A 24,493-nucleotide genomic window follows, 5' to 3' on the forward strand; every position below is an offset into this window, starting at 1 on the left:
TGTTGAAACCGACTCAGAGCGAGCGGCCAACCAGCTCGCGCTGGATTTCGTTGGTGCCGCCGTAGATGCGCTGCACGCGCGCGTCGACGTACATTCGGGCAATCGGGTATTCCTTCATGTAGCCATAGCCGCCGAAGAGCTGCAGGCACTTGTCCATCACTTCGCCCTGGCGCTCGGTCAGCCAGAACTTGGCCATGGACGCCATCACCGAATCGAGCGAGCCGTCCAGCCACTGCTGCACCACCATGTCGGAGAACGCGCGCGAGGCGGTCACGGTGGCCTTGACATCGGCCAGCACGAAACGGGAGTTCTGGAAGTCGCCGATGGGCTTGCCGAACGCCTTGCGCTCCTTCACGTAGGCTACCGTCATGTCGAACGCGCGGCGCATGGCGCCCACCGCGTGAATCGCAAGTTGCGCGCGTTCGAACGGCAGTTGATGCATGAGCTGATAGAAGCCCTGCCCTTCAACGCCGCCCAGCAGGCTATCGACCGGCACGGCACAGTCGTCGAAGAACATCTCGGAAGTGTCCTGGCCTTCCATGCCGAGCTTGTCGAGTGCCTTGCCGCGCCGGAAGCCGGGCGAGCGGGTGTCGACCAGCATCAGCGAAATGCCCTTGCCGCCGAGCGTCGGATCCGTCTTGACGACGGCCAGCACAACGTCGCAAAGCTGGCCGTTGGAAATAAAGGTCTTGGCGCCGTTCAGGACGTAGTTGTCGCCGCGGCGTTCAGCGCGCGTGCGCACCCCCTGAAGATCCGAGCCCGTGCCCGGTTCGGTCATGGCGATGGCTGCCACGACTTCGCCACTGCACATTCCCGGCAGCCAACGCCGTTTCTGGGCCTCGGTGCCGTAGCGCAGCAGATAGTGGGCGACGATATGGTTCATGCCCGTGCCAAGGGAAAGGGCGGTGTTGCCGCTATAGCCGAATTCCTCGAACAACACAGCCGCATGTGCCGGGGTGCCGCCGGCGCCACCGTATTCCTCCGGCACGTCCGGCAGGATCATCCCGAGCTCACCGGCCATGCGCCAGGCCTCGCGCGTCGGCTGCTTGGCTTCGCGCCATTTCACGTCATTGGGCTCCAGTTGCTCGCGCGCAAAACGGCCTATGGCGTCACGAAACTGCACCAGGTCGTCGCTCATCCACGCCGGTCGGTAACTCTCGGACATCTTCCCCTCCTCATGATCTTGGAATGACGTCGAGCGTAATGGCGCGGCGGCCCCAACGCACCATGCGCTGCGGGGGAGGGGTGGGCCTGCCCACCCCCCCCCGCCACGGGGTGGGGTGGCCGGCGTTGCCCTCCGACACACTTCGCTGCAAGCGCTGCCGGGCAGGACCACACGAGAACGGCACTCGCACCGACACCGGCTGTCGCAGCCTGCCCGGCCGCGCCTGCAGCCGGAGCCCCTATCAACAGGAGTGCCCTCGCATGACATCCGCCACCAACCTCCAACTCTCGCGCGACGGCCACGTGGCGCGCATCGCGCTGGCGCGCCCGCCCCAGAACTTCGTCGACACCGCAACCATCGAGCAACTCGTGACCATGCTGTCGGCCCTGGATGAAGACAACGCATGCCGCGCTGTGCTGCTGGAATCCGGCGTCGACGTGTTCTGCGCCGGCGCGGACTTCAGCGCGGCCCCCTCCGGCGGCGTGCCGGGCGACCCCGCCGTCTTTTACGGCCATGCCATGAAGCTGTTTCACACCCGCAAGCCCATCGTCGCCGCCATGACGGGTGCCGCGATCGGCGCGGGACTGGGTCTGGCGCTGGTGGCGGATTTTCGCGTGAGCTGCGCAGAGGCCCGCTTCAGCGCCAACTTCAATCGCCTCGGCATTCACCCCGGGTTCGGCATGAGCGTGACGCTGCCGCGGGTGGTGGGCGAGCAGCGCGCAGCGGAGCTCTTCTTCACCGGCCGACGCATCACCGGCACGGAGGCACTGGCGATCGGCCTGGTCGATCATCTCGTGCCGAAGGCTGAAGTCAGCGCTCGCGCGCTCGCACTGGCGCGGGAAATCGCCCTGTCGGCACCGCTGGCGGTGGAGACCACGCGCGCCACCCTGCGCCAGGGCCTGGCTGAACGCGTCGCCGAGGTCAACCAGCGCGAACTGGAAATCCAGCGCGATCAGTTCCGCAGCGAAGACTTCCGGGAGGGCGTGGCGGCCATGTCGGCGCGCCGCGAGCCGGTGTTCCAGCGGCACTGAATGGAGGCGGCGACGAGGAAAGCGGATGGTAAGCCAGCGTGCGCTGGCCCCCTCGCCGGCCTTCGTGTGCTCCATCTGACCCCGGCTTGCAGGGCGGACGCCGTCCCGCCGCCACGCGTCGGCGCTCGACGAGCACACAGCCGAAGTCCTGCGCGAACTCGACGCAAGCCGGCAATCCTATTTCTCACAGGAATGCACTATGAACTTCGAACTCGACAGTGAACACCGCATGCTGAAGGACCTCGTGGCACGCTTCGTGCGCGAGCAACTGATTCCCCTGGAGAGCGCCGTCATGGCGCGCGAGGCCGAAAGCGGAGAGCTTGCGTTGCTGCCAGAAGAGCATGAGCGGCTCAACGCGATGTCGCGTGAACTCGGCCTGTGGGGTCTCGACGCCCCCGAAGAAATGGGCGGCTCGGATCTGCCCACCGTGGCCATGGTCGGCGTCAACGAAGAGTTCGGCAAAACGATCACGCCGTACGAAATGCCGCCGGACTCGCCGAACCTGCGCATGCTGATGCTGACCGCCAATGCGACACAGCGCGAGAAATACCTGGCCCCGTACGCCCGTGGCGAGACCATCTCGGCAATGGCCATCTCCGAACCCGGCGCGGGCGGCGACCCAGCCATGATGACCACGCGCGCCGTCCGCGACGGCGACGACTGGGTCATCAACGGCCGCAAGATCTGGATCAGCCGTGCTGCGCAGGCGGACTGGACCATCGTCATGGCGGTTACGGACAAGGCTCTCGGCGCACGCGGCGGCATCTCGGCCTTCATCGTCGATCGCGACACGCCCGGCCTGCGGGTGGAGCGCCGCATCCCGATGATCGGCGGCGTGTCCACGTATGAGGTCGTGCTGGAAGACTGCCGCGTGCCGGCCTCGCAATTGCTTGGTGTTGAAGGCCAGGGGTTCGCGCCAATGCAGGCGCGGCTATCGACCCGCCGCGTGCAGATGGCCGCCTGGTGCATCGGCCGCGCCCAGCGGGCCTTGGACATGCTGTGCGAATACGCCCAGCAGCGCCAGACCTTCGGCGCGCCGCTCGCGCAGCGCCAGGCCATCCAGTGGTGGGTGGCCGACGCCGCCACGCGCATCCACGCCTGCCGCTTGATGACCTACGAAGCCGCCAGCCGCATCGACGCCGGCGAGGAAGCCCGCACGCAGGTGTCGATGATCAAGGTCTATGCCACGGAGATGGCCTGGGACGTGATCGACTACGCCATGCAGACCTTCGGCGCGATGGGCATGACCAAGGAACTGCCACTGCAGCAGATGGCCAATGACACGCGCCTGATGCGCATCTACGAAGGGCCGAGCGAGGTGCACCGCTGGGTGGTCGCACGCGACCTCCTCGGCCTGCGCCGCTGAGGCACGAGGGGATACGAGGTACTGGGAAGTGGCGCGACACTCCGCTTCCCTCCGCACCGGCGCGCACGCGCAGGGCACCATAACCCAGGAGACACGACGCATGACACAGTACATCCGCACCCGCCGACGCTTCCTGCGCGCGGCGGCAGCCATTGCCGGCGGCGCGGCTGGCCTACCGCTTGCCACGCTGGCCGCCAAAGGCGATGGTACCTTCCCGGCGCGCCCGGCCAGGTTCGTCGTACCCTTCCCTGCAGGCACCGGCATGGATATTTCCGCGCGCCTGTTTGCCAACGAGATCGGCAAGCTGTCCGGGCAGAGCGTCGTGGTGGAAAACAAGCCCGGCGCCAACGGCATCATCGCCGTGCGGGCGGTACTCAGTTCGCCGGCGGACGGCTACACCGTCCTGATCGGCAGTAACTCCACGCTGTCGACCAATTCCGTCGTCTACCGCAGCCTGCCCTACGATCCGCTGGCGGACTTCACCCCGGTCACGCTGCTTTCCAGCGGGCCCTGCGTCGTCGTCGTACCGACTGCCTCCCCGTACCGCACGCTGGCCGACCTGCTGGCCGGCGCCCGCAAAAACCCGGGCGCGCTCAACTATGGTGCCGGCTCGATTACCTACAGCCTCTTCGTCGAATGGATGGACGAACTCGCTGGCGTGCAGACCTCGCCGGTGCCCTATAAGGGCGCCAATGAAGCCATTAATGCCGTGATGACGGGCGCTGTCGACTTTGCCGTGATCGACGCCACCATTGCGGTGGGACTGATAAAGGCGGAGAAGGTCCGCGCGCTGGCCTACACGTCGACCCGGCGCATGCCGCTGCTGCCCAACGTCCCTACCGTGGCGGAGGCTGGACTCCCGGCCTTCCAGCCCATCAACTGGGTGGGTGTCGCCATTCCGGCAAAGACGCCCGCCGGGATCGCAACGCGGTGGCACGAATTATTCGCGCAGGCGGCCGCAGCCACCGAGGTGCGCGACTACTTCGCCCGAAACGCGCTGCCACTGATCCTGTCGTCCCCTGCGGAATTGCGGCAATTCCAGAAAGACGAAATACAACGGTGGAAACGCCTGGCAAGCACCGCCAAGATGCCTTTGCAGTAAGCCCTGCCTATCGCGCGCGCCACCCGGCGCGCGCAAACCAGACATACACGGGAAGGCCGGTCCTCAGGCCCGCGCACTGCCAGCCTTGCCGTCAGAAGAAGGAGGCTTTATCTATGGACACCTCACGCTGGACGTATCCCGGCGACCACACCCGCCGCAATCCCGACAAGGTTGCCATCATCAACGGCACCACCGGCGCCTCGCTGACGTACGCCGAACTGGATGCGCGTTCAAACCGCTACGCGCAGTACCTCCGGGCACAGGGCCTGCGCGCGGGCGATCACGTCGCTGTCTTGATGGATAACAACATCCGCTATTTCGAGATCATCTGGGCGGCCATGCGCTCGGGCCTCGTGATCACCGCCATCAACCGCTTCTTGACGCCCGATGAAGCAGCCTACATCGTCGCTGACAGCAACGCGAAGGCAATCGTCTGCTCCAATAGTGTGCGCGACCTGGCCGAAGCCCTTTCGGATCGCATGCCCGCCTGCCCGCTCCGCCTGATGGTGGACGGCACCGCCGACGGCTGGCTTTCGTTCGAGCCAACCGTTGCGGCGTATCCGGCCGAGCCAATCGCCGACGAGCAGCTCGGGGTCATGATGCTGTACAGTTCGGGCACCACCGGCCGGCCCAAGGGCATTTTGCGCACGCCGCACACCACGGACGTGCGCGGCATGCTCGATCCCTTCCGCAGCAAGCTCCATGCCGAGCAGTACGCCTTCTTCGACGACATGGTCTACCTGTCACCGGCGCCGCTGTATCACGCCGCACCGCTGGGCTGGGCGATCAGCATCCACGCGGTCGGCGGCACGGTGGTGTTCATGGAGAAGTTCGACCCCGCCCAGGCGCTCGTGCTGATCCAGCGCTACCGCATCACGCACAGCCAGTGGGTGCCGACCATGTTCGTGCGCATGTTGAAGCTGCCGGACGCCGAGCGCCTGTCCTACGACCTTTCCAGCCTGCGCTTCGCCATTCACTCAGCGGCCCCGTGCCCGGTCGACGTCAAGCTGAAGATGATCGAATGGTGGGGCTCGATCGTTTTCGAGTACTACGGCTCGAGCGAAGGTGTCGGCCTGACCACGATCAGCAGTGAAGAGTACCTGGCCCACCCCGGCTCCGTGGGCCGTTCGGTGCTCGGCACCGTGCACATCTGCGACGACGAGGGCAACGAACTGCCGGCGGGCGAGACTGGGTTGATCTACTTCGGGCGCGACAACGTGGCCTTCCAGTACCACAACGCGCCCGACAAGACCCGGTCGACCCAGCATCCGCGCCATCCGACATGGATGGCCGTGGGCGATGTCGGCTACCTCGATGCGCAGGGGTACCTCTACCTGACGGACCGCAAGACGTTCATGATTATCTCGGGCGGAGTGAATATCTACCCGCAAGCCATCGAGGACGCGCTCATCTCGCATCCCAAGGTCGGCGATGCCGCGGTGATCGGCGTGCCGGACGAAGAAATGGGCGAGGCCGTGAAGGCCGTCGTGGAAGTGGGGCCCGGCATCGAGCCCGGCTCGGCCCTGGCCGAGGAATTGATCGCCTATCTGCGTGGTAAGGTGGCCCGCTATATGGTGCCGAAGTCGGTCGACTTCGTCGATCAACTGCCGCGCCTGCCAACCGGCAAGCTCTATAAGCATGAGGTGCGCAAGCGCTACTGGGAATCCGGCGAGGCAAAAACCTGATCCGGGCCAGGAGCAATCCGGGACGGGCATCGCGCCCGCCCCTGCGCTTGCTGCGCGAGCGCTGACGTCATCGTCGAAGTTCCCGCAGGCGGCCACAGTACTGACGAAGATCGAATCTGGAGATGGACATGGGTGTACTTAGTGGAATTCGCGTGGTGGAGTTCGAGGCTATCGGACCGGGCCCGTTCGGGGCCATGCTGCTGGCCGACATGGGCGCCGACGTGCTGCGTATCGACCGGCCGGTGGCGCCACCGGACCTCGGGCTGAAAGCTGAAACCGGCAAGCGCGTCGACATCATGGGCCGCGGCCGCCGCTCGGTCACGCTGGACCTGAAGCAGTCCGACGCAAAGCGCGCAGCGCTGGAACTAATCGCGAAAGCCGATGTGGTGATCGAAGGCTTCCGCCCTGGCACCATGGAGCGCCTGGGTCTGGGACCCGATGCGGCGCTCGCGCACAACCCCAGGCTCGTCTACGGCCGCATGACCGGCTGGGGCCAGACGGGCCCGCTGGCCGACCGGGCAGGCCACGACCTGAACTACATCGCGCTTTCGGGGGTGCTGTCCGGCATCGGCCGGGCAGGGGAAGCGCCGGTGCCGCCGCTGAATCTGGTCGGCGACTACGGCGGCGGCGGCATGCTGCTGGCCCTGGGAGTGGTCGCCGCTTTGCTCAATGTGCAGCGCGGCGGCAAGGGACAGGTGGTGGACGCAGCCATGGCCGAAGGCGCCGCCCAGCTTGGCGCCATCTTCTGGGGCCTGCTGGCCTCCGGCAACTTCCGGGAAGCGCGCGGCAGCAACATCCTTGACGGCGGGGCGCCGTGGTACGACAGCTACCGCACGCGCGACGACGGGTACATGTCGATCGGCCCTATCGAGGGGCGCTTCTATACTGAGCTGCTCGACAAGCTCGGCCTGGACGCCAACAACCTGCCCGCGCAGTACGATCGTAGCGGCTGGCCGGTCTTGCGCAAGCACTTCGAAAACGTGTTTCTGACCCGCACCCGGGACGAATGGTGTGCCGTGTTTGAGGGCAGCGATGCGTGCTGGGCGCCCGTACTGACCCTCAGCGAAGCGCCGGACCATCCGCACCATCGCTCCCGCGGCAGCTTTGTCGAGGTCGATGGCGTGGTGCAGCCCGCGCCTGCACCGCGCTTTCTCGGCACGCCGTCAGAGATCCGTGGCGCTGCGCCGCAGCGTGGCCAGTACGGCGGCGCCGCACTGCGTGACTGGGGATTTGATGCCGATGCTGTGTCGCGGTTGCGGGCTCTGGGGCTTAACTTCCAGTCGGAGGCCTGACGCACTGCACAATGGCAAGATTTCAGCCGTCAGGCCGCGCGGGCTGGGAAGCAATATCTTGCGATCTCGGGTGGCGCTCTGACGGGATTTGTCGCAATAAGCCTCCGGTAGAATGATCCGGAATCGGATTCAGGCAATTTGGGCAGTGGTGATGAACACGGAGATTGCGAAGGTATTGAAGCGCTTGCACTATCCGCTGGAGGTGATGCTGACCTGCGTGCGTTGGTATGTCGCCTATCCGCTGAGCCTGCGTCATCTCGAGGAGATGATGGCCGAACGTGGCATCTCGGTTGATCACTCGACCGTGCACCGCTGGACGCTGAAGTTGCTGCCGGTGCTAATAAAAATCTTTCGTCGCTCCAAGCGCCCGGTGGGCAAAAGCTGGCGCATGGACGAGACCTACATCCTGGTACGCGGCCAGTGGAAGTATCTGTACCGGGCGGTCGACAAGGCGGGCAATACCATCGACTTCCTGCTACGCGCCCAGCGTGACAAGGCCGCAGCACGGCGGTTTTTCGAGAAGGCCATCGCGCACCACGGCCAGCCTGACACGGTGACCATCGACGGCAGCGCATCCAACCTGGCGGCCCTGAACGACGTTAACGCCGAACGAGAGACCCCCATCACCATCCGGCAGGTCAAGTACCTGAACAACATTGTCGAACAGGACCACCGAGCCATCAAACGCCTGACCCGACCAATGCTTGGATTCAAGGACTTTCGCTGCGCGCGCATCCTGTTGGGCGGTATCGAGTTCATGCACATGATTGCCAAGGGCCAGATGCAGTGTCACGACGGGAGCAATCCGTCCGTTGCAGAGCAATTCTATTCGCTGGCAGCATAAGTCAGTTGTGCCCTCGGGCGTCCCGCGCCTTCTCGTCCTCGCTCCCTTACAGCGACAGAGCCGGCGTATATGGTCACCAAGGTTGAACGAGTCCAAATGCAACTAAGGCTCGATGGACCCGACGGTGCTTGCATGCGCAGGATCAGACCTTGTGCCGCAACCCACCCCTGCCGATTTGCCGGAGTCCAAGTCCAAGACCTTGCCATGGCGCCAGGCTGCATAGACGTCAGTCCGCCTGGAAAACGGAGAGTCGGAAGCGATCGTCGCAGTGCCGCGCCGCGCCGGCCTGCCGCATTCCTCATGTCGTCGTACGCGAGTGCATCGGCAACGACATTACTCTTAGAAACGCGCCGAGTATTGGAGCATGTAGAAGTTGATACCGGGGTTGGGCTCCTTAATGCCAGCATTGGAGTAATGCTGGAAACGCACCGCCAGTTCCGAGTCAAACGGATCGCCAAACCGGTAGCCTGCGGCAATGCGATCGCCAAACTGGAACGCCGTCGAGAAAACCTTGGAGTCCGAGATGTGCGTCCGAGACAGCAGGTGCATGCCGGCGCCAATCTCCGCGAAGGCACCCGAGCGCCCCGATCCCTGAATCCGGAAGATGGGTGTAAAGCCGATATCGCCCATCACKCTGCTGTTGCTGCCATGTGGATTCCAACCACCCACGGAAGCCTCGAGACCGAAGCGAAGCCGAACCGACTGCGAGCTCGTCGCCCAAAGGTCGTTCTTCAAGTTCCAGCGCGCCTCCAGGCGTGCAATCGAAGCCGCATCTCCCGCACCCAATGCGACCCCGAGACGAACCGGATCGAACCACGAGGCGTCCTCGCTGGTGGGCGCGGCACCCGCGGCGCCGCTGGCAAACGCGCTGGAAAGCAGGATGATGAAGATGACGGATCGAAGCATGACTAAAGCCTCATGAAAAGTAATTCTTGCTTTTGATGACACGTTGCACGGCGCTGAAAGTGAACACGAACCATGAGGATTTCATCGCCGTGGCGAACACTCCCCAGGTTCGTCGCACCTCCATGGCGGGCTCCGCGCGAAAATCCGGAAGTATGCTTTCAGCGCAAGCGGTCGAATAGATGCCGCCAGCGCATATCTGCGTTCCACTTTTGGAACGACGTAATCGCATGGAATACTGTCCGTGGAAGAAGGAGCGTCGTTGGTCGCGTGGAAGGTGGCTTCACGAAGCTTCCCGATGTGTGGCCAACGAGGGAGCGAACATGGCGCGAGTCGACGGGTCGGCGGCGGCGTGGCGCCTGCAATCAAGCTGGGCACCAGCACGCGAGAAAAGTGCTCTTGGGGTTGACTGCGGAGCGCTCGCTCGTAAAGCGAGTGAATTGTTGAAGACCGGCATCGGTAATGGGCCAAATATCCGGTGCCGGCCTGGTGCTTGGGCTAATCCGCGGCCAACTGTGTGATAGACGTGACGATCTCTCACACAGCGGCACCACGGACGATCAGCGAGCCGAGTCCAGCTCCTCGCTGTCCTTCACGACGTTCTGGGCCTTGGTATAGCTCTCGATCAGCAATTGGTACGCCGGGAAGATCTTGGTGTAGATCTCGGCCCACTGCATGGCATCGTCCCGGTGCCAGGTTTTCTGCAGTTCCGAAGCAACCGCGGCGGTATCCATCGGAACCACCCCGGCTTGTACAACCCGGGCAAGCGTGATCTCCTGGGCCATCTTCGAGTACGTGCCAGACGCATCGACTACAGCGAAAACCCTGTAACCATCCGCGACCGCGCTAATCGAGGGGAAGGCCATGCATACGCTCGTAATGGTGCCCGCGATAATCAGCGTCTTGCGGCCGGTCGCCTTCACCGCCGCCACGAAATCTGGATTGTCCCAAGCATTGATCTCGCCTTTGCGGGCGACATACTGGGCATGCGGCGCGTTTTCATGGATTTCAGGGATTAGCGGACCATTGGGCCCTTGCGGCACTGAAGCCGTCGTGATGACCGGCAGCTTGGAAAGCGTGGCCATCTTCGCCAATGCAGCGGCACGGGCCCGCAGTTCCAGCATGGGCATATCGCCTACAGTCTGGAACAAGCCGCTCTGATGGTCGATCAACAGCATGGCCGCATCGCTGGGATCGATAACCGGGCGCTGCCCATTGAAGTTCGCAGGTGTGCTCATCGTGCTTCTCCTTGAGGGGTGAACGGTGCATCGGCACCAACTTTAGAATGTTCTGCCGCTCCGAGGCGGCAGAACAGGACCTATCCTTGCATCTGACCAAAGCGACCACTGTTGAAGTCGGCATAGGCCTGGACAATTTCTTCCTGGCTGTTCATCACGAAGGGACCGTAACCCACGATAGGCTCATCAATAGGCTCGCCGCTCAAGAGAAGTGCGACTGTATCGCTAGTGGCCTCGATCGATATGTCCTGCCCTGCTCGGTCCAGTACGATCATTTGCGCATCGCCGGCCACCGTATCGCCATTCACGAGCACCGCACCTCGCAGGATCACGAGTGCCGTGCTCCAACCGTCCGGTAGCGACATTTCGTTGCTGCCGCCTTGCCTCAACCGCAGGTCCCAGACATGCATCGGCGAGAAGGTTTGCGCGGGGCCTGAGTGACCGGCATACTCGCCCGCAATCACTCGAACCGTCCCGGCGCCATCTGGGAGCGTTACGGCCGGAATGTCCCGGTCGAGGATAGCCTGGTAGCCGGGCTCGGTCATCTTGTCCCTGGCAGGCAGATTCACCCAGAGCTGTACCATTTCCAGCGCGCCACCGGATTGGGTGAAGGCCGGAGAATGGAATTCCTCATGCAGAATGCCGGCACCCGCCGTCATCCATTGCACATCGCCGGGACCAATGACGCCGCCCCGCCCTGTCGAATCGCGGTGTGCCACCTCACCCTTGTAGACGATCGTAACCGTCTCGAAGCCGCGGTGGGGGTGCTGGCCGACCCCGCGTGGCCTCTCGGCAGGGGTGAAATCGGCCGGCCCAGCGTAGTCGAACAGCAGGAACGGACTAAGGTGTCTTCCAAGGGTCTGGTAAGAGAACATCGACCGCACCGGGAAGCCATCCCCCACCCAGTGGCGGGGCGGTGCGCTGTACACGCCAAGGACTCGTTTCATGTGAATCTCCGAGGGCGATTGGATTCAATCGCGTCATTTGCGGTAAGCATAGGGGAGATGCCGCTTCCCCGGTAGTCTGCCAAATCGGGCTACAGAGTCCTACTTCGTGAACGATGGGCCCACGCTTCCCGTGCAAGACCCGCAGCTCGCTCCCACAGCACCTATCGTCAGACCTCGGAATTGACCGTAAAGTCCGAAGGCGAGTCAGGTCCCCATATGTACAAGATCTCGTCTCGCGCATGGGTTCGCTCCTTCCAATCGGCACCCGCCGGAATATAGTCAATGTGAGCGGCGTACTCACAGAAGGAACCCCACGGATCTCTCGCATAGTAGAAATAGTTGGAGCCAAGGATGTGTCTACCAACTCCCCAGCCGTCGCAAAACCCCGCAGCCCTCATCTGCGTCGCACCACTTCCCACGTCGTCCATGTCCGGAACCTCCCAGGAACTGTGATGCCACCCCGTTGCCGAGGACGCCGCAAAGGCAACTATGTGATGGTCGCTTCCATGCCTTGTATGCATATACCCGACCAACCCGTCCGCGCTGTCGGTGATTCGCATGCCGAGGGCCTGAACATAGAACGCCATAACCGCCTCCATCTGGGGCACGAAGAGCATCACATGAGACAAACGTAAGGGCTGGACCTCTCTGATGTCACTACGGATCAGCACATTCCTCGCTACGGCATCGCGTTGCAGTGCTGTCGAGACGACACCTCGGTCGAGTTTCACCGGTGCATCGATGGGTCCCTGACGTAGCTGGACTAGATTTCCAACGATGTCACGAAACCAGTAGCCGTCGGGTGGCGCTTCGGGGAACGGCGTCGCTGGAGTACCGCCAGCACGAACAACCTGCGCACAAATTCTCTCAAAGTCTTCTGGAAAGCAGCGGAACGCGATATACCCCAAGGTTCTCGACCACCCAGGGAAAATGCGGGCCCAACAGCGTTGTGCACCGCCAGCGCGCAACTCCAGATTGCTGCCGGGAATCTCGACTACATCGAGGCCGAATGCCCAGAAGAACTCTGTTGCAATGCGAAGGTCCGGTACAACAAGGCCAAAATGGTCAATCGAATGTATGCCAGCCAATTCATCCATGTTTGACGTCTCTTCGTGCATCTTCCCTGCTCCTCTGCTCTGCTTCAGCCGAGAGCAGACGGCACATCAACGCTGTGCCGCAAGCGCACGACTCAGCTCTCTGCGCAGCGGCAACGCCGTGGCACATTGCGTAGCCCCGCCACCTGGCTTGCGAGGACAATCATTCGGATGCACCCCGCCGCCGGACCAATGATGTGGATTGCCGGAGCGAAGCGGATTGGCCAGCAGGCTGACCAGTCGTGCATTTGGAATCAGGTCCCGGCACAACACTGTCCACGCTAGTCCGACTGGTCGTCTTTCAGCGAGTGCGTGCCGGGACGCGAAGAGTAGCATCGGAACACCGCCTTTACGTACGCCTCTTGCCGAAAACGGCGTTCTTCTATGCCGAACAATCCCCCTCCGGGGACCGGGTTCCACGCGATCATCGGGGCGATTGCTGAACGCAATCGACCTTGGGTATCCTATGGACCCGACGCATCCCTCTCTATACATTCGAATGCAGCTAAGAACGGACGAACTTGAAGCTTTTCTGTTGGTTGTTGAGCAAGGCAGTGTCAGCGGGGCCGCCCGTCACCTCAATTTGTCGAAATCCGTTATCAGCAAGCGATTAAGTGACCTGGAGCGTACGCTCGGCGTTTTGCTCCTTCAACGCTCGACGCGACGCGTTCAGCCCACGGAGAATGGGGCAAGATTCTATGAAGAGACGCGCTCAGCATTGGCGCAGCTCACGCGCGCGGCCGAGACCATTTCTCAGAACTCACAAGAGTTGTGCGGCGAATTGCGAATTCTTGCTCCCATGAGTTTCGGTACGCTCTGGCTCTCGCCACTCCTGTCCCGGTTCGCAGCCGCAAATCCAAAACTGAATCTGGTGGTCGATCTCGACGACAGACTCGTCGATACCGAACACGCGCGGTTTGATGTGGCAATCCGGGTGACGCGCCTGGGCGACACTGCGATGATCGCAAGGAAGCTTGCGGCAAGTCGCAGGATCGTTTGCTGCAGCCCAGCATACGCGCAACGAGCGGGGCTTCCCAAGACGCTGGACGACATCACACGCCATGCCTGCCTGACTTATAGCAACGCGCCGCCCGGCCAGATCTGGGCATTCCAGGGTCCGACACCCCGGTCCGCCCCGAGAGTGGTCACGCCGCGGGGTCAGTTCACCGCGAATAATGGCGAGGTGCTGAGGGATGCAGCGACATCTGGACAGGGGCTGGCTGTGCTGCCGCTCTTCATCGTGGCCGACGACATTCGGGCGGGCCGTCTTATCAATGCGCTACCCAACGAGACGCCGCTGGACGACGGCATCTTTGCCGTCTATCAACGCACCCCGTTTGTCTCGCACAAGCTGAAGGCACTTATCCTGTTCCTGCAACAATCACTGTCGCCACCTCCCTGGGAGGAGCCGGGGCATCAGGAATAGCCGGCGGCATCATTGTCTTGYGGCTGTACGAAGGCCAGCCTAACCTTGTGCTCATAAGCGAAATCCTGCCATAGCGGCAGGCTTCCAACTGACGAACGGAATTCGAACCACGGGTCGCTAGTCAGGAAAGACATGAGCACGGGAGCGCTCCCAAAACGAAGTCGCCGGCTACGTCCGGCCACCCGTTCCGGCTTCGGGAGGGTGGCTGGCGCGATGCTTGCCGCCCTGGCCACCGCTCTGGAGATGACCTGCGCCACCGCCCAGCAGTCTTCTCCGGTGGCTGCCACTGCGCCCGCCTACAAGCTGATGCGCTACGACGAGGACTACAGCTACCTGCAAGACCCCGCCCGACGGAGCGACTTCTGGGATCCCGTCAAGTACATTCCGATCAGCGAGTCTGGCTGGTTCATCAGTCTCGGCGGCGAAGTGCGGGAACGCTTCGAAGATTACACGGCGGCGAATTTTGGCGTGCCGGGCAAACAGGGTGACAGTTACCTGCTGCATCGCGCCCTGCTCCATGCCGATCTGCATGCGGGTAAACTCGTTCGCGGCTTCGTGCAGCTTGGCAATCAGCTGGCGCCCGGCAAGGATAACGCCGCGCCGCCCTATAGTGACCGGCTCGACGTGCAACAGGCCTTCGTTGACGTGCGGTTTCCGTTGAAGGAACGTCCGGCCGATGACCCGTTCCTGCGGATTGGACGTCAGGAAATGGCATTTGGTGCACAGCGCCTGATCTCGATCCGGGACGCGCCGAATGTGCGGCGCGCTTTCGATGGCGCCCGCCTGGGCGGAACGGTCGACCAGGTTCGCGTCGACGCCTTCGCCACGCGCCCGGTACTGTTGCGGGACGGCGTTTTCGATGATCAACCCAACCATGCGCAGGGGTTCTGGGGCGCCTACGCGACGGTAGCGGACAGCGTCATACCCCACTCCGGTTTCGATCTCTACTATCTTGGTTTCGAGAACGACCACGCGCTGTTTAGCACCGGCACAGACGTGGAGCGAAGGCACTCGATCGGCGCACGCGTCTTTGGCCACCACGGACGCTGGGACTGGGATTGGGAAGCGCTCGGCCAGTTCGGATCCTTCTCCCAGCGACAGATCCGGGCATGGGGATTTTCAACCGATACCGGCTACACGCTGGCGGCTTACGACTGGAAGCCCAGGGGCGGGGTCAAGGCGACCATGGGCAGCGGCGACCGCAACCCCCACGACGGAACGCTTGGCACATACGACGGACTCTTTCCAAAGCTCGCGTATTTCAATCAGGCCGGGCTGATTGGGGCCTCCAACGTGATCGATATACAGCCATCGCTGACCCTGCACCCGACCCCCGCCCTGAAGCTCACGCTGGCCTGCGATTTCATCTGGCGGGCGACAACCCACGATGCCGTCTACACCTCCGTGGGCATACCGATCGCGGGTACTGCAGGACACCCGGGCCAGTACAGCAGCAGCCAGCTTTCAGTCGATGCGGTCTGGCAAGTAAATCGCCACATTCTCTTCAATGCCGGCCTTGTCTATGTGGATATTTCCAAGGCCTTGAGCACAGTGGGCGGGCACAATACAACGTTCACCTATATCGCGGCCAGCTACACGTTCTGACCGTGTCGGACGTTGCGCAAATGCATGGCGGCTCGCTAGCGCCCGCGGCTGGCCTTGATCTGGAGCCCTGCCATATCGGGGGCGGCAAGACGGGGCGAGGTACTGCCCCTGACCTCGCCAAAGCGCTCGACGTTGTGGTTCCATTCATACGTCGCGGCCTCGATCTCGGCCTGAGTGCGCCCGACGAAGTTCCACCACAGCAGAATTTCCTCGTCGAACGGCACGCCGCCAATGATGAGCAATTGCGCCGGCCCGGCACAGCGCAGGCTCAGGTGTGTCCGGCCGGCGCCGAGGTACATCAAGGTGCCGGGGGCGAGTTGCTCCCCGTCAATCTCCACTTCGCCGCGCAGGGTCAGCGCGGCATACTCGAAGCCGGCATCCAGCGGCACCGATTGCGTCCCGGCACCCGCGGCCGCGAGATCGAGTCCCACCAGCGGCGAGTACACCGGGACGGGAGACGTTTCGCCGAATGCCGTCCCCACCAGTACTGTGATACGGAAGCCGCCGGCATCCACCACCGGCAGGTCGGGATAGTTCCGGAACGCCGGCTCCCGGTGACGCTCGGCGTCCGGCAGTGCAATCCAGAGCTGCGCGGCATGCAACCGGCCTGCGCTTGCATTCGGCGTATCTTCGGCGTGAACGATGCCCCGCCCGGCGGTCATCAGGTTGACCTGCCCCGGGCTGATCAGTTGTTCATAGCCCAGGCTGTCGCGGTGCAGGACTTCTCCCTCGATCATCCAGGTGAAGGTCTGCAGCCCGATGTGCGGATGCGGACCCACGCGCAAGCCCTGTCCCTCCCCAAACTCGGCAGGACCCGCGTGATCAAGGAAACACCAGGCTCCGACCATGCGCCGTTGCCGGCTGGGCAGCGCGCGGTGAATGACGAAGCCCTCGCCGATCTGGGCCGCGCGCGTCGGGATGCGCTCCAGTACCGGATGGCCGGGGCATTGCGGACAGTCGCGCGACAGCGAAGCGGCGCTGTCTGTCGTTACATTGCTCATGGAAAACTCCTCTATTCGGACTAGGCGATCCACAGCCGCGGCCCGATCAGGCGCGCAGCGGATACGGCTTGCCAGGGTCGATTTCATACTTGTCGATGGCACGCTGCACGATAGCCTTGTCCAAGGTACCCTCATCCGCCAAGGCCTTCAAAGCGGCCAGGACAATCCAGTGGCGGTCGACTTCGAAGAAATGGCGCAATTGTTCACGCGTGTCCGATCTGCCGTAGCCGTCGGTACCGAGCACCGTGTACCGCCGCGGCACGAACGGGCGAATCTGCTCCGCCAGCGCACGTACGTAGTCGGTGGCGGCAATCACCGGGCCCTGCGCCTGCCCAAGGCACTGCTCGACATGGGACTGCCGTGGCGGCGCTTCGGGGTGCAGGAGATTCCATCGCGTTGCCTCGTTGCCCTCGCGCGCCAGTTCGGTAAAGCTGGGGCAACCCCAGAGGTCAGCCTGCACGCCCCAGTCCCGGTGCAGCAGATCCGCCGCCGCGATGACCTCGCGGAAGATGGTGCCGGCGCCGAGCAGCTGCACCCGGGGCGATGCACCGTTGCCGTCCTCGCCGCGCCGGAACAGGTACATGCCCTTCAGGATGTCGGCCTCGGCGCCTGAAGGCATCGCCGGATGCTCGTAGTTCTCGTTCATCACGGTGATGTAGTAATACACATCCTCCTGGTCCTGGATCATCCGGCGCAGGCCATCCTGGATGATCACAGCCAGCTCGTAGGCGAACGTCGGGTCGTAGCTGATGCAGTTGGGGATGGTTCCGCCCCAGACCAGGCTATGGCCGTCCTCGTGCTGCAGGCCCTCCCCGTTCAGCGTCGTGCGGCCCGCGGTTCCCCCCAGCAGGAAGCCGCGCGCGCGCTGGTCGCCTGCGGCCCAGGCCAGATCGCCGAAGCGCTGGAAGCCGAAGATCGAGTAGAAGATAAAGAACGGGATCATCGGCTCGCCGTGCGTCGAGTACGCCGTGGCGGCGGCAATCCAGTCCGCCATCGCCYCCGCCTCGTTGATGCCCTCCTGCAGAATCTGCCCGTCCTTCGATTCCTTGTAGAACATCAACTGCGTGGCATCCTGCGGCGTGTAGGTCTGCCCCTGCTGCGACCAGATGCCGATCTGCCGGAACAACCCTTCCATGCCGAAGGTACGCGATTCGTCCGAGACGATCGGCACGATGCGCCGGCCCAGTACCTTGTCGCGCAGCAGCGTGTTCAGGATGCGGACGTAGCTCATCGCGGTCGAGAACTCGCGCCCCTCGCCACCGGCCTTGAGCTGGGCGTCGAAGGCCGACAAGGGCGGCACCGGCAGCGACGGGCCGCGCCTGCGCCGGGATGGAAGATAGCCGCCCAGCGCTTTGCGGCGCGCATGCAGGTATGCGTGCTCGCGGGAGCCTTCCTCGAATTTCAGGTAGGGCAAGGCTTCGAGCTGCTGGTCCGATAGGGGCAACTTGAACCGGTCACGGAAATGCATGAGCGCTTCCACGCGCATGCTCTTTTGCTGATGCGTGATGTTCTGGGCTTCGCCCGCCTCGCCCATGCCGTAGCCCTTGATGGTCTTCGCCAGGATGACGGTCGGCTGGCCCTGATGATCCGCGGCGGCCTGGTAGGCGGCATAGACCTTGTGCGGATCATGGCCGCCGCGGTTCAACGCCCAGATATCGTCGTCCGACCAGTCGGCGACCATGGCCTTCAACTCGGGCGTATTGAAGAAATGCTCGCGCACGTAGGCGCCATCCTTGGCCTTGAAGGTCTGGTAGTCGCCGTCCACGCATTCCATCATCCGCCTGGCAAGGATGCCGGCCTTGTCCCGCGCCAGCAGCGCATCCCACTTGCTGCCCCACACCACCTTGATGACGTTCCAGCCGGCGCCACGGAATTCCGCCTCCAGTTCCTGGATGATCTTGCCGTTGCCGCGAACCGGGCCATCGAGCCGTTGCAGGTTGCAGTTGATGACAAACACCAGGTTGTCCAGGTGCTCCCGCCCCGCCATGCCCAGCGCGCCACGGGATTCGGGCTCGTCCATCTCGCCGTCGCCGCTGAACACCCAGACCTTGCGGCCGGCGTGCTGCCCGAAGCCGCGGTCTTGCAGGTACTTCATGAAGCGGGCCTGGTAGATGCCCATGATGGGGCCCAGCCCCATCGACACCGTCGGGAACTGCCAGAAGTCGGGCATCAGCCAGGGGTGCGGATAGGAAGAGATGCCCTTGCCGTCCACTTCCTGGCGGAAGTTGTCCATCTGTTCTTCCGTCAACCGGCCTTCGAGGAATGCCCGCGCATAGAAGCCCGGCGAAGAGTGCCCCTGGAAGAAGACCAGGTCGCCGCCATGCTCGCCGGACGGCGCATGCCAGAAGTGATTGAAGCCGACCTCATACAGCGTCGCGGCAGATGCGAAGCTGGCGATATGGCCGCCGACATTGGTGTCGCGCGCTGCTCGCAGGACAAGCGCAACCGCGTTCCAGCGGATATACGACCGGATGCGGTGTTCGAGGTCCTGGTCGCCGGTACTCCTGGCCTGCACGTCAACGGGAATGGTATTGACGTAGGCCGTGTTCGCGCTGAATGGCAGGTAGATGCCGGCGCCATGCGCGCGCTCGATCAGTTTCTCGATCAGGAAGTGCGCGCGTTCCGTCCCTTCGTACGCGATGACGGAATCGAGCGCGTCGAGCCATTCCGCAGTCTCCTGCGTGTCAATGTCGTCGTTCGGGAAAGTGGGCGGCGTAGCTTGCGCCATGTTGAACTCCTCTTGGGCAAGGTTGGAGCGAAGCGTCCGGCAATCCATATGGGAAGACTCCCCGGACAGGGGAGTGAAGCGTAGCATCCGCACTTCGCCGCGGTAAGGTTCCAGTTATCGAACACGCTGTTGCATCAGCGCAAACGGCAGGCCGACGGATCAGGCTGGCGAACCTGTCACGCCGCACGTGCCGGCACGGGCGTTGACGCCCATGCGACCATCTGCCAGGCACTGCCGCCATGCTTCCAAACGCTCAGGAATCGGTTGTCCAGGGTGCGCTCGACGCCATCGACGACGGCCTCGATCACCACCATGCCGTGCATCACCGCCATGTCGTCATAAATAGTTTGCTCCACATCACTCAAGCGGGCGTCCAGGTACCTGACCCGCCCGTTCGCAAGCGAGGCGAGGTACGCTTGCTTGCCCTCCCGCAGCGCGGACGAATGCGTGTAGGTAAGCTCCTCGGCCAGCAGGCCTTCCAGCGCGGCGATATCGCCGGCAAGCATGGCGCGGTACCGGGCTTCGTCGGCCAGCTTCAGTTGCGCAACGGCCGTTGTGTGTTCCATGCTGTCATCTCCTTACTCATAAGTCAGGAATTTAGCGGACAAGTAGTCTATGCTTGAACGATAGATTATTAAGGGGGCGTTCATGAAACATGACGGCCGCAGTCTGGCTCACAACACGCTCGAAGAAATGCGCATCCTGGCGGTGCAACGCATGGCCGAGGGCGAGCATCCGGATGATGTCGCGGCATCGTTCGGATTGAATCGGTCGTGGGCATACAAGATTCGCGCCCAGGCGCACGGTCGCGGTGTACGGGCGCTGCGCTCGACCAAAGGCACGGGTCGCCCGCGCACGCTCACGCCTACGCAGGAGCAGCGGGTGCTGCGATGGATCAATGGCAAGAATCCGACGCAGTATGGGTTCGATTTCGGCCTGTGGACACGCAATCTGGTTCGCGAACTGGTGCAGAAGAAGTTCGGCGTAACGCTAAGTCTGGCATCGATCGGTGCGATGCTGGCTCGCCTGAACCTAACGCCGCAAAAGCCACTTCAGCGCGCTTACCAGCGCGATCCGGAGGCAATCGATCGCTGGCGGCACGACACGTATCCGGCCGTTGCCAGGCAGGCTCGCGAGCAGAAGGCGGATATCTTCTTCTGGGACGAATCGGGCTTTCGAGCTGACTCGGTGCATGGCAAGACTTGGGCGCCGCGCGGCGAAACGCCCGTTGTCGAGCGGCCGGGCCAGCGGCAAAGCATGAGCGCGGCGTCCGCCGTCAATTCGAAGGGGGCCTTCTGGTTTGCGATGTACGAAGGCGGGCTCAGCGGCGAGTTGTTCGTCATGCTGCTCAAGAAGCTGATGTTCAATCGAAAGAAGGCGGTACATCTGATCGTCGACGGATTGCCAGCGCATAAGAAAGCCATCGTCAAGGACTATGTCGCCAGTACGCAGGGCAAACTAACCTTGCATTTCCTGYCCGGTTACGCACCGGACCTCAATCCGGATGAGTTGGTGTGGAGTCACGTCAAGCGCAACGGCGTCGCGCGACGTCCTTTGCAAAAAGGCGAAAAGCTGGGCCCGCGAATTCACGAGCAGCTTGCACAAATTGGACGCAACCCGAAGCTCGTGCGCTCATTCTTCAGACATCCATCTGTCCGCTATATTTCTGACTGATGAGTAAATTGCCGGGCATCAGCCCTGCAGGTAGGCTATGATCAATGTCTTGTCGTTCAACACCGCGCTCCATTCCCCCCGGCGAACCTCATGGATGACGCGCCCCACCGACAGGACGTAAGCCCGGTCGGTCATCTCGGAGGCAATCGCCACGCTCTGCTCCACCAGCACGATGCTCATGCCGCGCGCCCGCAACTGGTTCAGCACCGCCAGTATCTCCTTGACGATCCTGGGCGCCAGCCCGGTGGTCAGTTCATACATGATCAGCAAGTCGGGTTGCAGCAACAGCGCGCGGGCGATCGCGACCATTTGCTGCTGGCCGCCGGACAGCAGTTCCACCGCGCACTGCCCGCGCTCGCGCAGGATCGCGAAGAGATCGCAGACTTCGTCGAATGAAAAGCGCGTCTTGCCGCCATTGGCACGCTTGCCGGCGCGCTCGGCAAGCCGCAGGTTGTCATGGACCGACAGCTCGGTGAACAGGTTCCGGTTCTCCAGCACCACCGCGATGCCGTGCTCGAATCGCCGGTAGCCAGGCACCCGGCTGATCTCGAGGCCATCCTTGACAATGCTGCCGCCCATCGGCCTGATCAGGCCGGACAGGGTCCGCACCAGTGCCGTCTTGCCGGCGCCATTGGCGCCCACTACGGCAACCGCCTCGCCCTGCTCCACATCGATATCGATCTCGTGCAGCACCGGCACTGTCCCGTAGCCGGCGCGCAAGCCTCTTACCTGTAGCATCGTCAGACTCCCATATAGGCTTCACGTACACGCGGATCGGCCTGCACCTCATTCAGCGCCCCGGTGGCGATGATCTCGCCAAAATACAGCACGTGCACGGTGTCGCAAGCCGTCATCAGCCCCATATCGTGCGAGACTAGCAGGATGGTGATGCCCTCCTCGTTCAGGCGTGCGATCCACGCTGCCAGCGTTTCGATCTCGTCGCTGTTGAGACCGGAGGACGGCTCATCCAGCAGCAGCAGGCGCGGATTGCCGATGCAGGCGCGCGCCAGTTCGACAATGCGGCGCTGCCCGGCAGGAAGGCTTCCCGCCAGGTTGTCCTGCAGCCGTGCCAGGCCGAACTTCTCGCAGCAAGCCTGTGCGGATGCACGCATTGCGCCCAGTTCGGCACGGGACTTCGGGGTGCACAGCATGGCTTGCAGCACGCCCGAACTCGTCGCCTTGTAGCCGCCCACCATCAGGTTTTCCAGCACGGTCATGTGCTCGAAGACCTGGGGCGTCTGGAACGTCCGGACCAGGCCGGCGCGGCTGCGCTGCTGGATCGAATCGGCGGTGATCTCTCGCCCCGCCAGCGATACCCTGCCGCCCTTCGGGCGCAGGAAGCCAGAGATGATATTGAAACAGGTGGTCTTKCCGCTGCCGTTCGGACCGATCAGGCCGACGATCCGGCCCGCGGGCACCTCGAAGCTCACGTTGCGCAGGACGTCGAGGCCGCCGAAACTGTGCGCGACGCCTTCGAGCGTCAGCAAGGACGGCGTGGCGGCGTGCACGGCATGCGCGCCGGTTCTGAAATCAGGCACGGGAGCATTCATTGCGCCGCCCTCCACGACCGGGCGCGCATCAGCGCACCCACCAGCCCACCCGGCATCAGGGTCACGACCAGAACCAGCGCCAGACCGAACAGCACCTGGTGGAAGTCTCCCAGGCCGCTGAGCAACTCCGGCGCCAGGGCAACGAACAGCGCCCCCAGCACCACGCCATAGACAGAACGCGCACCGGCAACGACCGGCACCAGCAAGAAGACGATGGATCGCTCCACGGTGAAGCTCTGCACGCTGACAAACGACACGTAGTGCGCGAACAGGGAACCCGCCAGCGAGCCGAGCATGGCGGACAGCACGAACATCGCCGTCTTCAGCCCGCGCATGTCGATGCCCAGCACTTCGGCCGCCGGCGCGGCGTCGCGCATGGCTCGCATCGACAGGCCCGGCCTGCCCTTGACCAGGTTGTCCACCAGCCACAGCAGCAGGATCGCGAGCGGCCAGATGAAGTAGTAGTAGCGCTCCGGCGTGTCAAGCATAAAGCCGAACAGCGACAGCTTCGGAATGCCGCCGATGCCGAGCGTGCCGCCGGTCAGCCAGTCCCACTCGAAGAAGAGCACATTGGCGATGCTTCCCACCGCAAGCGTAGCCAGGGCGAGAAAGAAGCCGCCGAGGCGCAGCACCGGCGTGCCGATGATCGCAGCCAGCACGGCACTGAAGACCAGACCGACGCCGAACCCGCCCAGCGCCGGCCAGCCGAGTACCGTGGTGCAGTAGGCCGACGCATACGCGCCAAAGCCATAGAACGCGGCCTGCCCGAGGTTGACGATGCCGTACTGCCCGAGCAGCAGGCCGACGCCCAGTCCGCCGACCGTCAGGATCGCCGCGAAGTCAGCATATCCAGGTAGTGCCGCGACAGCATCTGCCCGGCCACCGCCCATAGCACCAGGGCGATGAGCACCAGCGCACGCGAGTAGTTCATGGTTATCCTCCTTTGCGGCCCACGCGGCCAAGCATGCCGTTGGGAAGCAGAATCATGATGACGATCAGGATCGACAAAGCGATCACATCGCGGTAGCCCGATGGAAAGCCCAGCACGGCCAGCGATTCGATCAGGCCAAGCATCAGCCCGCCGACGACGGCGCCCAGCGGATTGCTCAGCCCGCCGAGGATGGCGGCCGCGAAGCCTTTCAACGTGAGGCCGATGCCCATCTGGTAGTTCATGGCGATCAGCGGCGTGACCAGGATGCCGGCAATAGCGCCGAACCCGCCGCCAAGCAGGAACGTCAGGGACCGCATCCGGCGCACATTGATGCCGGTGGTGGTGGCCCCGTCGGGATCGAGCGAGGCGGCCGTCATGGCCAGGCCCGTCAGCGTCCTGGTATAGAACAGGCGCAGCAGGCCAACCAGCAGCGCGGCAATGCCGATCAGGGACAAAGCGTGCGTCAGCGTGACGGCGCCGAGGAGTTCGACCACGCCGTCGCCGCCGATGCCCGGCAGCAGATGCGAATCGCGTCCGCCGACATACAGCGCGGCGGCGGACAAGGTGAAGGCCAGCCCAATGGTCAGCAGCAGATAGCTTTCCTCGGTGGCTCCGCGCCGCGTCATCGGCCGCACGAACAGCAGGTCGATGACCAGGCCGCTGGCCGCCCCGGCGGCGATGCCAGCAGGGATGGCCAGCGCGTAGGGCAGCCCGACGGCCTGCAGCGCGAACACCGCCACCAGTCCACCGACCACGGCGAACTCGCCTTGCATGGCGTTGACGATGCGGGTGCCCTTGTAGATGACTGCCATGCCGACGCCGATCAGCGCGTAGACAAAGCCATTGGTGATCCCGGACAGGACCGCCTGGATGGTGAGGCTCATGGACATCGTGGTTCCTCTCAGATTACC

21 protein-coding genes are annotated in these 24,493 nt (G+C 63.5%); 9 read left to right on the forward strand and 12 right to left on the reverse strand.

The features are described 5' to 3' along the window. Window positions 1–13: 13 nt before the first annotated feature. On the reverse strand, window positions 14–1,165 hold the full coding sequence (locus AC1DT6_RS26685; protein ID WP_477115026.1) for an acyl-CoA dehydrogenase family protein: 1,152 nt from the start codon (window positions 1,163–1,165) through the stop codon (window positions 14–16). 260 nt (window positions 1,166–1,425) lie between these two features. Between AC1DT6_RS26685 and AC1DT6_RS26690 the strand changes: the two genes are divergently transcribed. The 6 genes from AC1DT6_RS26690 (at window position 1,426) to AC1DT6_RS26715 (ending at window position 8,485) form a co-directional block, all read left to right on the forward strand. Continuing rightward, entirely contained in the window at window positions 1,426–2,196 is a 771-nt protein-coding gene (locus AC1DT6_RS26690) for an enoyl-CoA hydratase/isomerase family protein (RefSeq protein ID WP_477115027.1), read from the forward strand. Between the two features lie 199 nt (window positions 2,197–2,395). Continuing rightward, window positions 2,396–3,562, forward strand: coding sequence for an acyl-CoA dehydrogenase family protein (locus AC1DT6_RS26695; protein ID WP_477115028.1), 1,167 nt, complete (start codon window positions 2,396–2,398; stop codon window positions 3,560–3,562). Window positions 3,563–3,662: 100 nt separating this feature from the next. Further along, complete coding sequence (locus AC1DT6_RS26700; protein WP_477115029.1) at window positions 3,663–4,664, forward strand: Bug family tripartite tricarboxylate transporter substrate binding protein; 1,002 nt, start codon at window positions 3,663–3,665, stop codon at window positions 4,662–4,664. Window positions 4,665–4,777: 113 nt separating this feature from the next. Beyond that, window positions 4,778–6,349 carry an acyl-CoA synthetase gene (locus tag AC1DT6_RS26705; protein ID WP_477115030.1) on the forward strand — a complete coding sequence of 524 codons (1,572 nt, stop codon included), beginning with the start codon at window positions 4,778–4,780 and terminating at the stop codon, window positions 6,347–6,349. Between the two features lie 128 nt (window positions 6,350–6,477). Further along, window positions 6,478–7,641 carry a CaiB/BaiF CoA transferase family protein gene (locus AC1DT6_RS26710; protein WP_477115031.1) on the forward strand — a complete coding sequence of 388 codons (1,164 nt, stop codon included), beginning with the start codon at window positions 6,478–6,480 and terminating at the stop codon, window positions 7,639–7,641. 151 nt (window positions 7,642–7,792) lie between these two features. Next, window positions 7,793–8,485: an IS6 family transposase gene (locus tag AC1DT6_RS26715; RefSeq protein WP_477115032.1), complete on the forward strand. Its 693-nt coding sequence runs from the start codon at window positions 7,793–7,795 to the stop codon at window positions 8,483–8,485. A 339-nt stretch (window positions 8,486–8,824) separates the two neighbouring features. On the opposite strand, the gene AC1DT6_RS26720 is transcribed toward AC1DT6_RS26715, so the two are convergent. From AC1DT6_RS26720 to AC1DT6_RS26735, 4 genes are all read right to left on the reverse strand, one after another. Then, window positions 8,825–9,433, reverse strand: a complete 609-nt coding sequence (locus AC1DT6_RS26720; protein ID WP_477115033.1) for an acyloxyacyl hydrolase — start codon at window positions 9,431–9,433, stop codon at window positions 8,825–8,827. Between the two features lie 515 nt (window positions 9,434–9,948). Beyond that, entirely contained in the window at window positions 9,949–10,626 is a 678-nt protein-coding gene (locus tag AC1DT6_RS26725) for an isochorismatase family protein (protein WP_477115034.1), read from the reverse strand. A gap of 80 nt (window positions 10,627–10,706) precedes the next feature. Next, window positions 10,707–11,573, reverse strand: a complete 867-nt coding sequence (locus tag AC1DT6_RS26730) for a pirin family protein (protein ID WP_477115035.1) — start codon at window positions 11,571–11,573, stop codon at window positions 10,707–10,709. A 167-nt stretch (window positions 11,574–11,740) separates the two neighbouring features. Continuing rightward, window positions 11,741–12,691, reverse strand: coding sequence for a VOC family protein (locus tag AC1DT6_RS26735; RefSeq protein WP_477115036.1), 951 nt, complete (start codon window positions 12,689–12,691; stop codon window positions 11,741–11,743). A gap of 442 nt (window positions 12,692–13,133) precedes the next feature. Here AC1DT6_RS26735 and AC1DT6_RS26740 point away from each other — a divergent pair, with 442 nt between their 5' ends. Continuing rightward, window positions 13,134–14,093 (forward strand): LysR family transcriptional regulator, encoded by a 960-nt coding sequence (locus tag AC1DT6_RS26740; protein WP_477115037.1) that lies wholly within the window; start codon window positions 13,134–13,136, stop codon window positions 14,091–14,093. A 213-nt stretch (window positions 14,094–14,306) separates the two neighbouring features. After that, window positions 14,307–15,698, forward strand: a complete 1,392-nt coding sequence (locus AC1DT6_RS26745; RefSeq protein WP_477115038.1) for an alginate export family protein — start codon at window positions 14,307–14,309, stop codon at window positions 15,696–15,698. A 35-nt stretch (window positions 15,699–15,733) separates the two neighbouring features. Here AC1DT6_RS26745 and AC1DT6_RS26750 read toward each other — a convergent pair whose 3' ends face one another. The 3 genes from AC1DT6_RS26750 to AC1DT6_RS26760 form a co-directional block, all read right to left on the reverse strand. Further along, the gene (locus AC1DT6_RS26750; RefSeq protein ID WP_477115039.1) at window positions 15,734–16,699 is read right to left on the reverse strand and encodes a pirin family protein; all 966 of its coding nucleotides are present in this window, start codon (window positions 16,697–16,699) and stop codon (window positions 15,734–15,736) included. A 46-nt stretch (window positions 16,700–16,745) separates the two neighbouring features. Next, a complete protein-coding gene (aceE, locus tag AC1DT6_RS26755) occupies window positions 16,746–19,427 on the reverse strand; it encodes a pyruvate dehydrogenase (acetyl-transferring), homodimeric type (RefSeq protein WP_477115040.1) in 2,682 nt (893 codons plus the stop codon). Window positions 19,428–19,603: 176 nt separating this feature from the next. Further along, the gene (locus tag AC1DT6_RS26760) at window positions 19,604–19,993 is read right to left on the reverse strand and encodes a nuclear transport factor 2 family protein (RefSeq protein WP_477115041.1); all 390 of its coding nucleotides are present in this window, start codon (window positions 19,991–19,993) and stop codon (window positions 19,604–19,606) included. Window positions 19,994–20,075: 82 nt separating this feature from the next. Here AC1DT6_RS26760 and AC1DT6_RS26765 point away from each other — a divergent pair, with 82 nt between their 5' ends. Beyond that, window positions 20,076–21,101: an IS630 family transposase gene (locus tag AC1DT6_RS26765; protein ID WP_477115042.1), complete on the forward strand. Its 1,026-nt coding sequence runs from the start codon at window positions 20,076–20,078 to the stop codon at window positions 21,099–21,101. 18 nt (window positions 21,102–21,119) lie between these two features. On the opposite strand, the gene AC1DT6_RS26770 is transcribed toward AC1DT6_RS26765, so the two are convergent. The 4 genes from AC1DT6_RS26770 to AC1DT6_RS26785 all read right to left on the reverse strand — a co-directional run bounded on the left by AC1DT6_RS26770 (window position 21,120) and on the right by AC1DT6_RS26785 (window position 24,466). Further along, on the reverse strand, window positions 21,120–21,839 hold the full coding sequence (locus tag AC1DT6_RS26770) for an ABC transporter ATP-binding protein (RefSeq protein WP_477115043.1): 720 nt from the start codon (window positions 21,837–21,839) through the stop codon (window positions 21,120–21,122). 2 nt (window positions 21,840–21,841) lie between these two features. After that, the gene (locus AC1DT6_RS26775; protein ID WP_477115044.1) at window positions 21,842–22,639 is read right to left on the reverse strand and encodes an ABC transporter ATP-binding protein; all 798 of its coding nucleotides are present in this window, start codon (window positions 22,637–22,639) and stop codon (window positions 21,842–21,844) included. Between the two features lie 8 nt (window positions 22,640–22,647). Further along, window positions 22,648–23,481 carry a branched-chain amino acid ABC transporter permease gene (locus AC1DT6_RS26780; protein ID WP_477115072.1) on the reverse strand — a complete coding sequence of 278 codons (834 nt, stop codon included), beginning with the start codon at window positions 23,479–23,481 and terminating at the stop codon, window positions 22,648–22,650. A gap of 103 nt (window positions 23,482–23,584) precedes the next feature. After that, on the reverse strand, window positions 23,585–24,466 hold the full coding sequence (locus tag AC1DT6_RS26785) for a branched-chain amino acid ABC transporter permease (RefSeq protein WP_477115045.1): 882 nt from the start codon (window positions 24,464–24,466) through the stop codon (window positions 23,585–23,587). Window positions 24,467–24,493 lie beyond the last annotated feature (27 nt).

This window comes from Cupriavidus sp. 01L45 (genome assembly GCF_056399885.1).

Bases quoted from the DNA above. Each gene is read 5' to 3' on its own strand.
- AC1DT6_RS26695 (WP_477115028.1), top strand. From the start codon at position 2,396: ATGAACTTCGAACTCGACAGTGAACACCGCATGCTGAAGGACCTCGTG.
- AC1DT6_RS26710 (WP_477115031.1), top strand. From the start codon at position 6,478: ATGGGTGTACTTAGTGGAATTCGCGTGGTGGAGTTCGAGGCTATCGGA.
- AC1DT6_RS26700 (WP_477115029.1), top strand. From the start codon at position 3,663: ATGACACAGTACATCCGCACCCGCCGACGCTTCCTGCGCGCGGCGGCA.
- AC1DT6_RS26785 (WP_477115045.1), bottom strand. From the start codon at position 24,466: ATGAGCCTCACCATCCAGGCGGTCCTGTCCGGGATCACCAATGGCTTT.
- AC1DT6_RS26770 (WP_477115043.1), bottom strand. From the start codon at position 21,839: ATGCTACAGGTAAGAGGCTTGCGCGCCGGCTACGGGACAGTGCCGGTG.
- AC1DT6_RS26745 (WP_477115038.1), top strand. From the start codon at position 14,307: ATGCTTGCCGCCCTGGCCACCGCTCTGGAGATGACCTGCGCCACCGCC.
- AC1DT6_RS26715 (WP_477115032.1), top strand. From the start codon at position 7,793: ATGAACACGGAGATTGCGAAGGTATTGAAGCGCTTGCACTATCCGCTG.
- AC1DT6_RS26735 (WP_477115036.1), bottom strand. From the start codon at position 12,691: ATGCACGAAGAGACGTCAAACATGGATGAATTGGCTGGCATACATTCG.
- AC1DT6_RS26760 (WP_477115041.1), bottom strand. From the start codon at position 19,993: ATGGAACACACAACGGCCGTTGCGCAACTGAAGCTGGCCGACGAAGCC.
- AC1DT6_RS26740 (WP_477115037.1), top strand. From the start codon at position 13,134: ATGGACCCGACGCATCCCTCTCTATACATTCGAATGCAGCTAAGAACG.
- AC1DT6_RS26690 (WP_477115027.1), top strand. From the start codon at position 1,426: ATGACATCCGCCACCAACCTCCAACTCTCGCGCGACGGCCACGTGGCG.
- AC1DT6_RS26730 (WP_477115035.1), bottom strand. From the start codon at position 11,573: ATGAAACGAGTCCTTGGCGTGTACAGCGCACCGCCCCGCCACTGGGTG.
- AC1DT6_RS26685 (WP_477115026.1), bottom strand. From the start codon at position 1,165: ATGTCCGAGAGTTACCGACCGGCGTGGATGAGCGACGACCTGGTGCAG.
- AC1DT6_RS26725 (WP_477115034.1), bottom strand. From the start codon at position 10,626: ATGAGCACACCTGCGAACTTCAATGGGCAGCGCCCGGTTATCGATCCC.
- AC1DT6_RS26750 (WP_477115039.1), bottom strand. From the start codon at position 16,699: ATGAGCAATGTAACGACAGACAGCGCCGCTTCGCTGTCGCGCGACTGT.
- AC1DT6_RS26705 (WP_477115030.1), top strand. From the start codon at position 4,778: ATGGACACCTCACGCTGGACGTATCCCGGCGACCACACCCGCCGCAAT.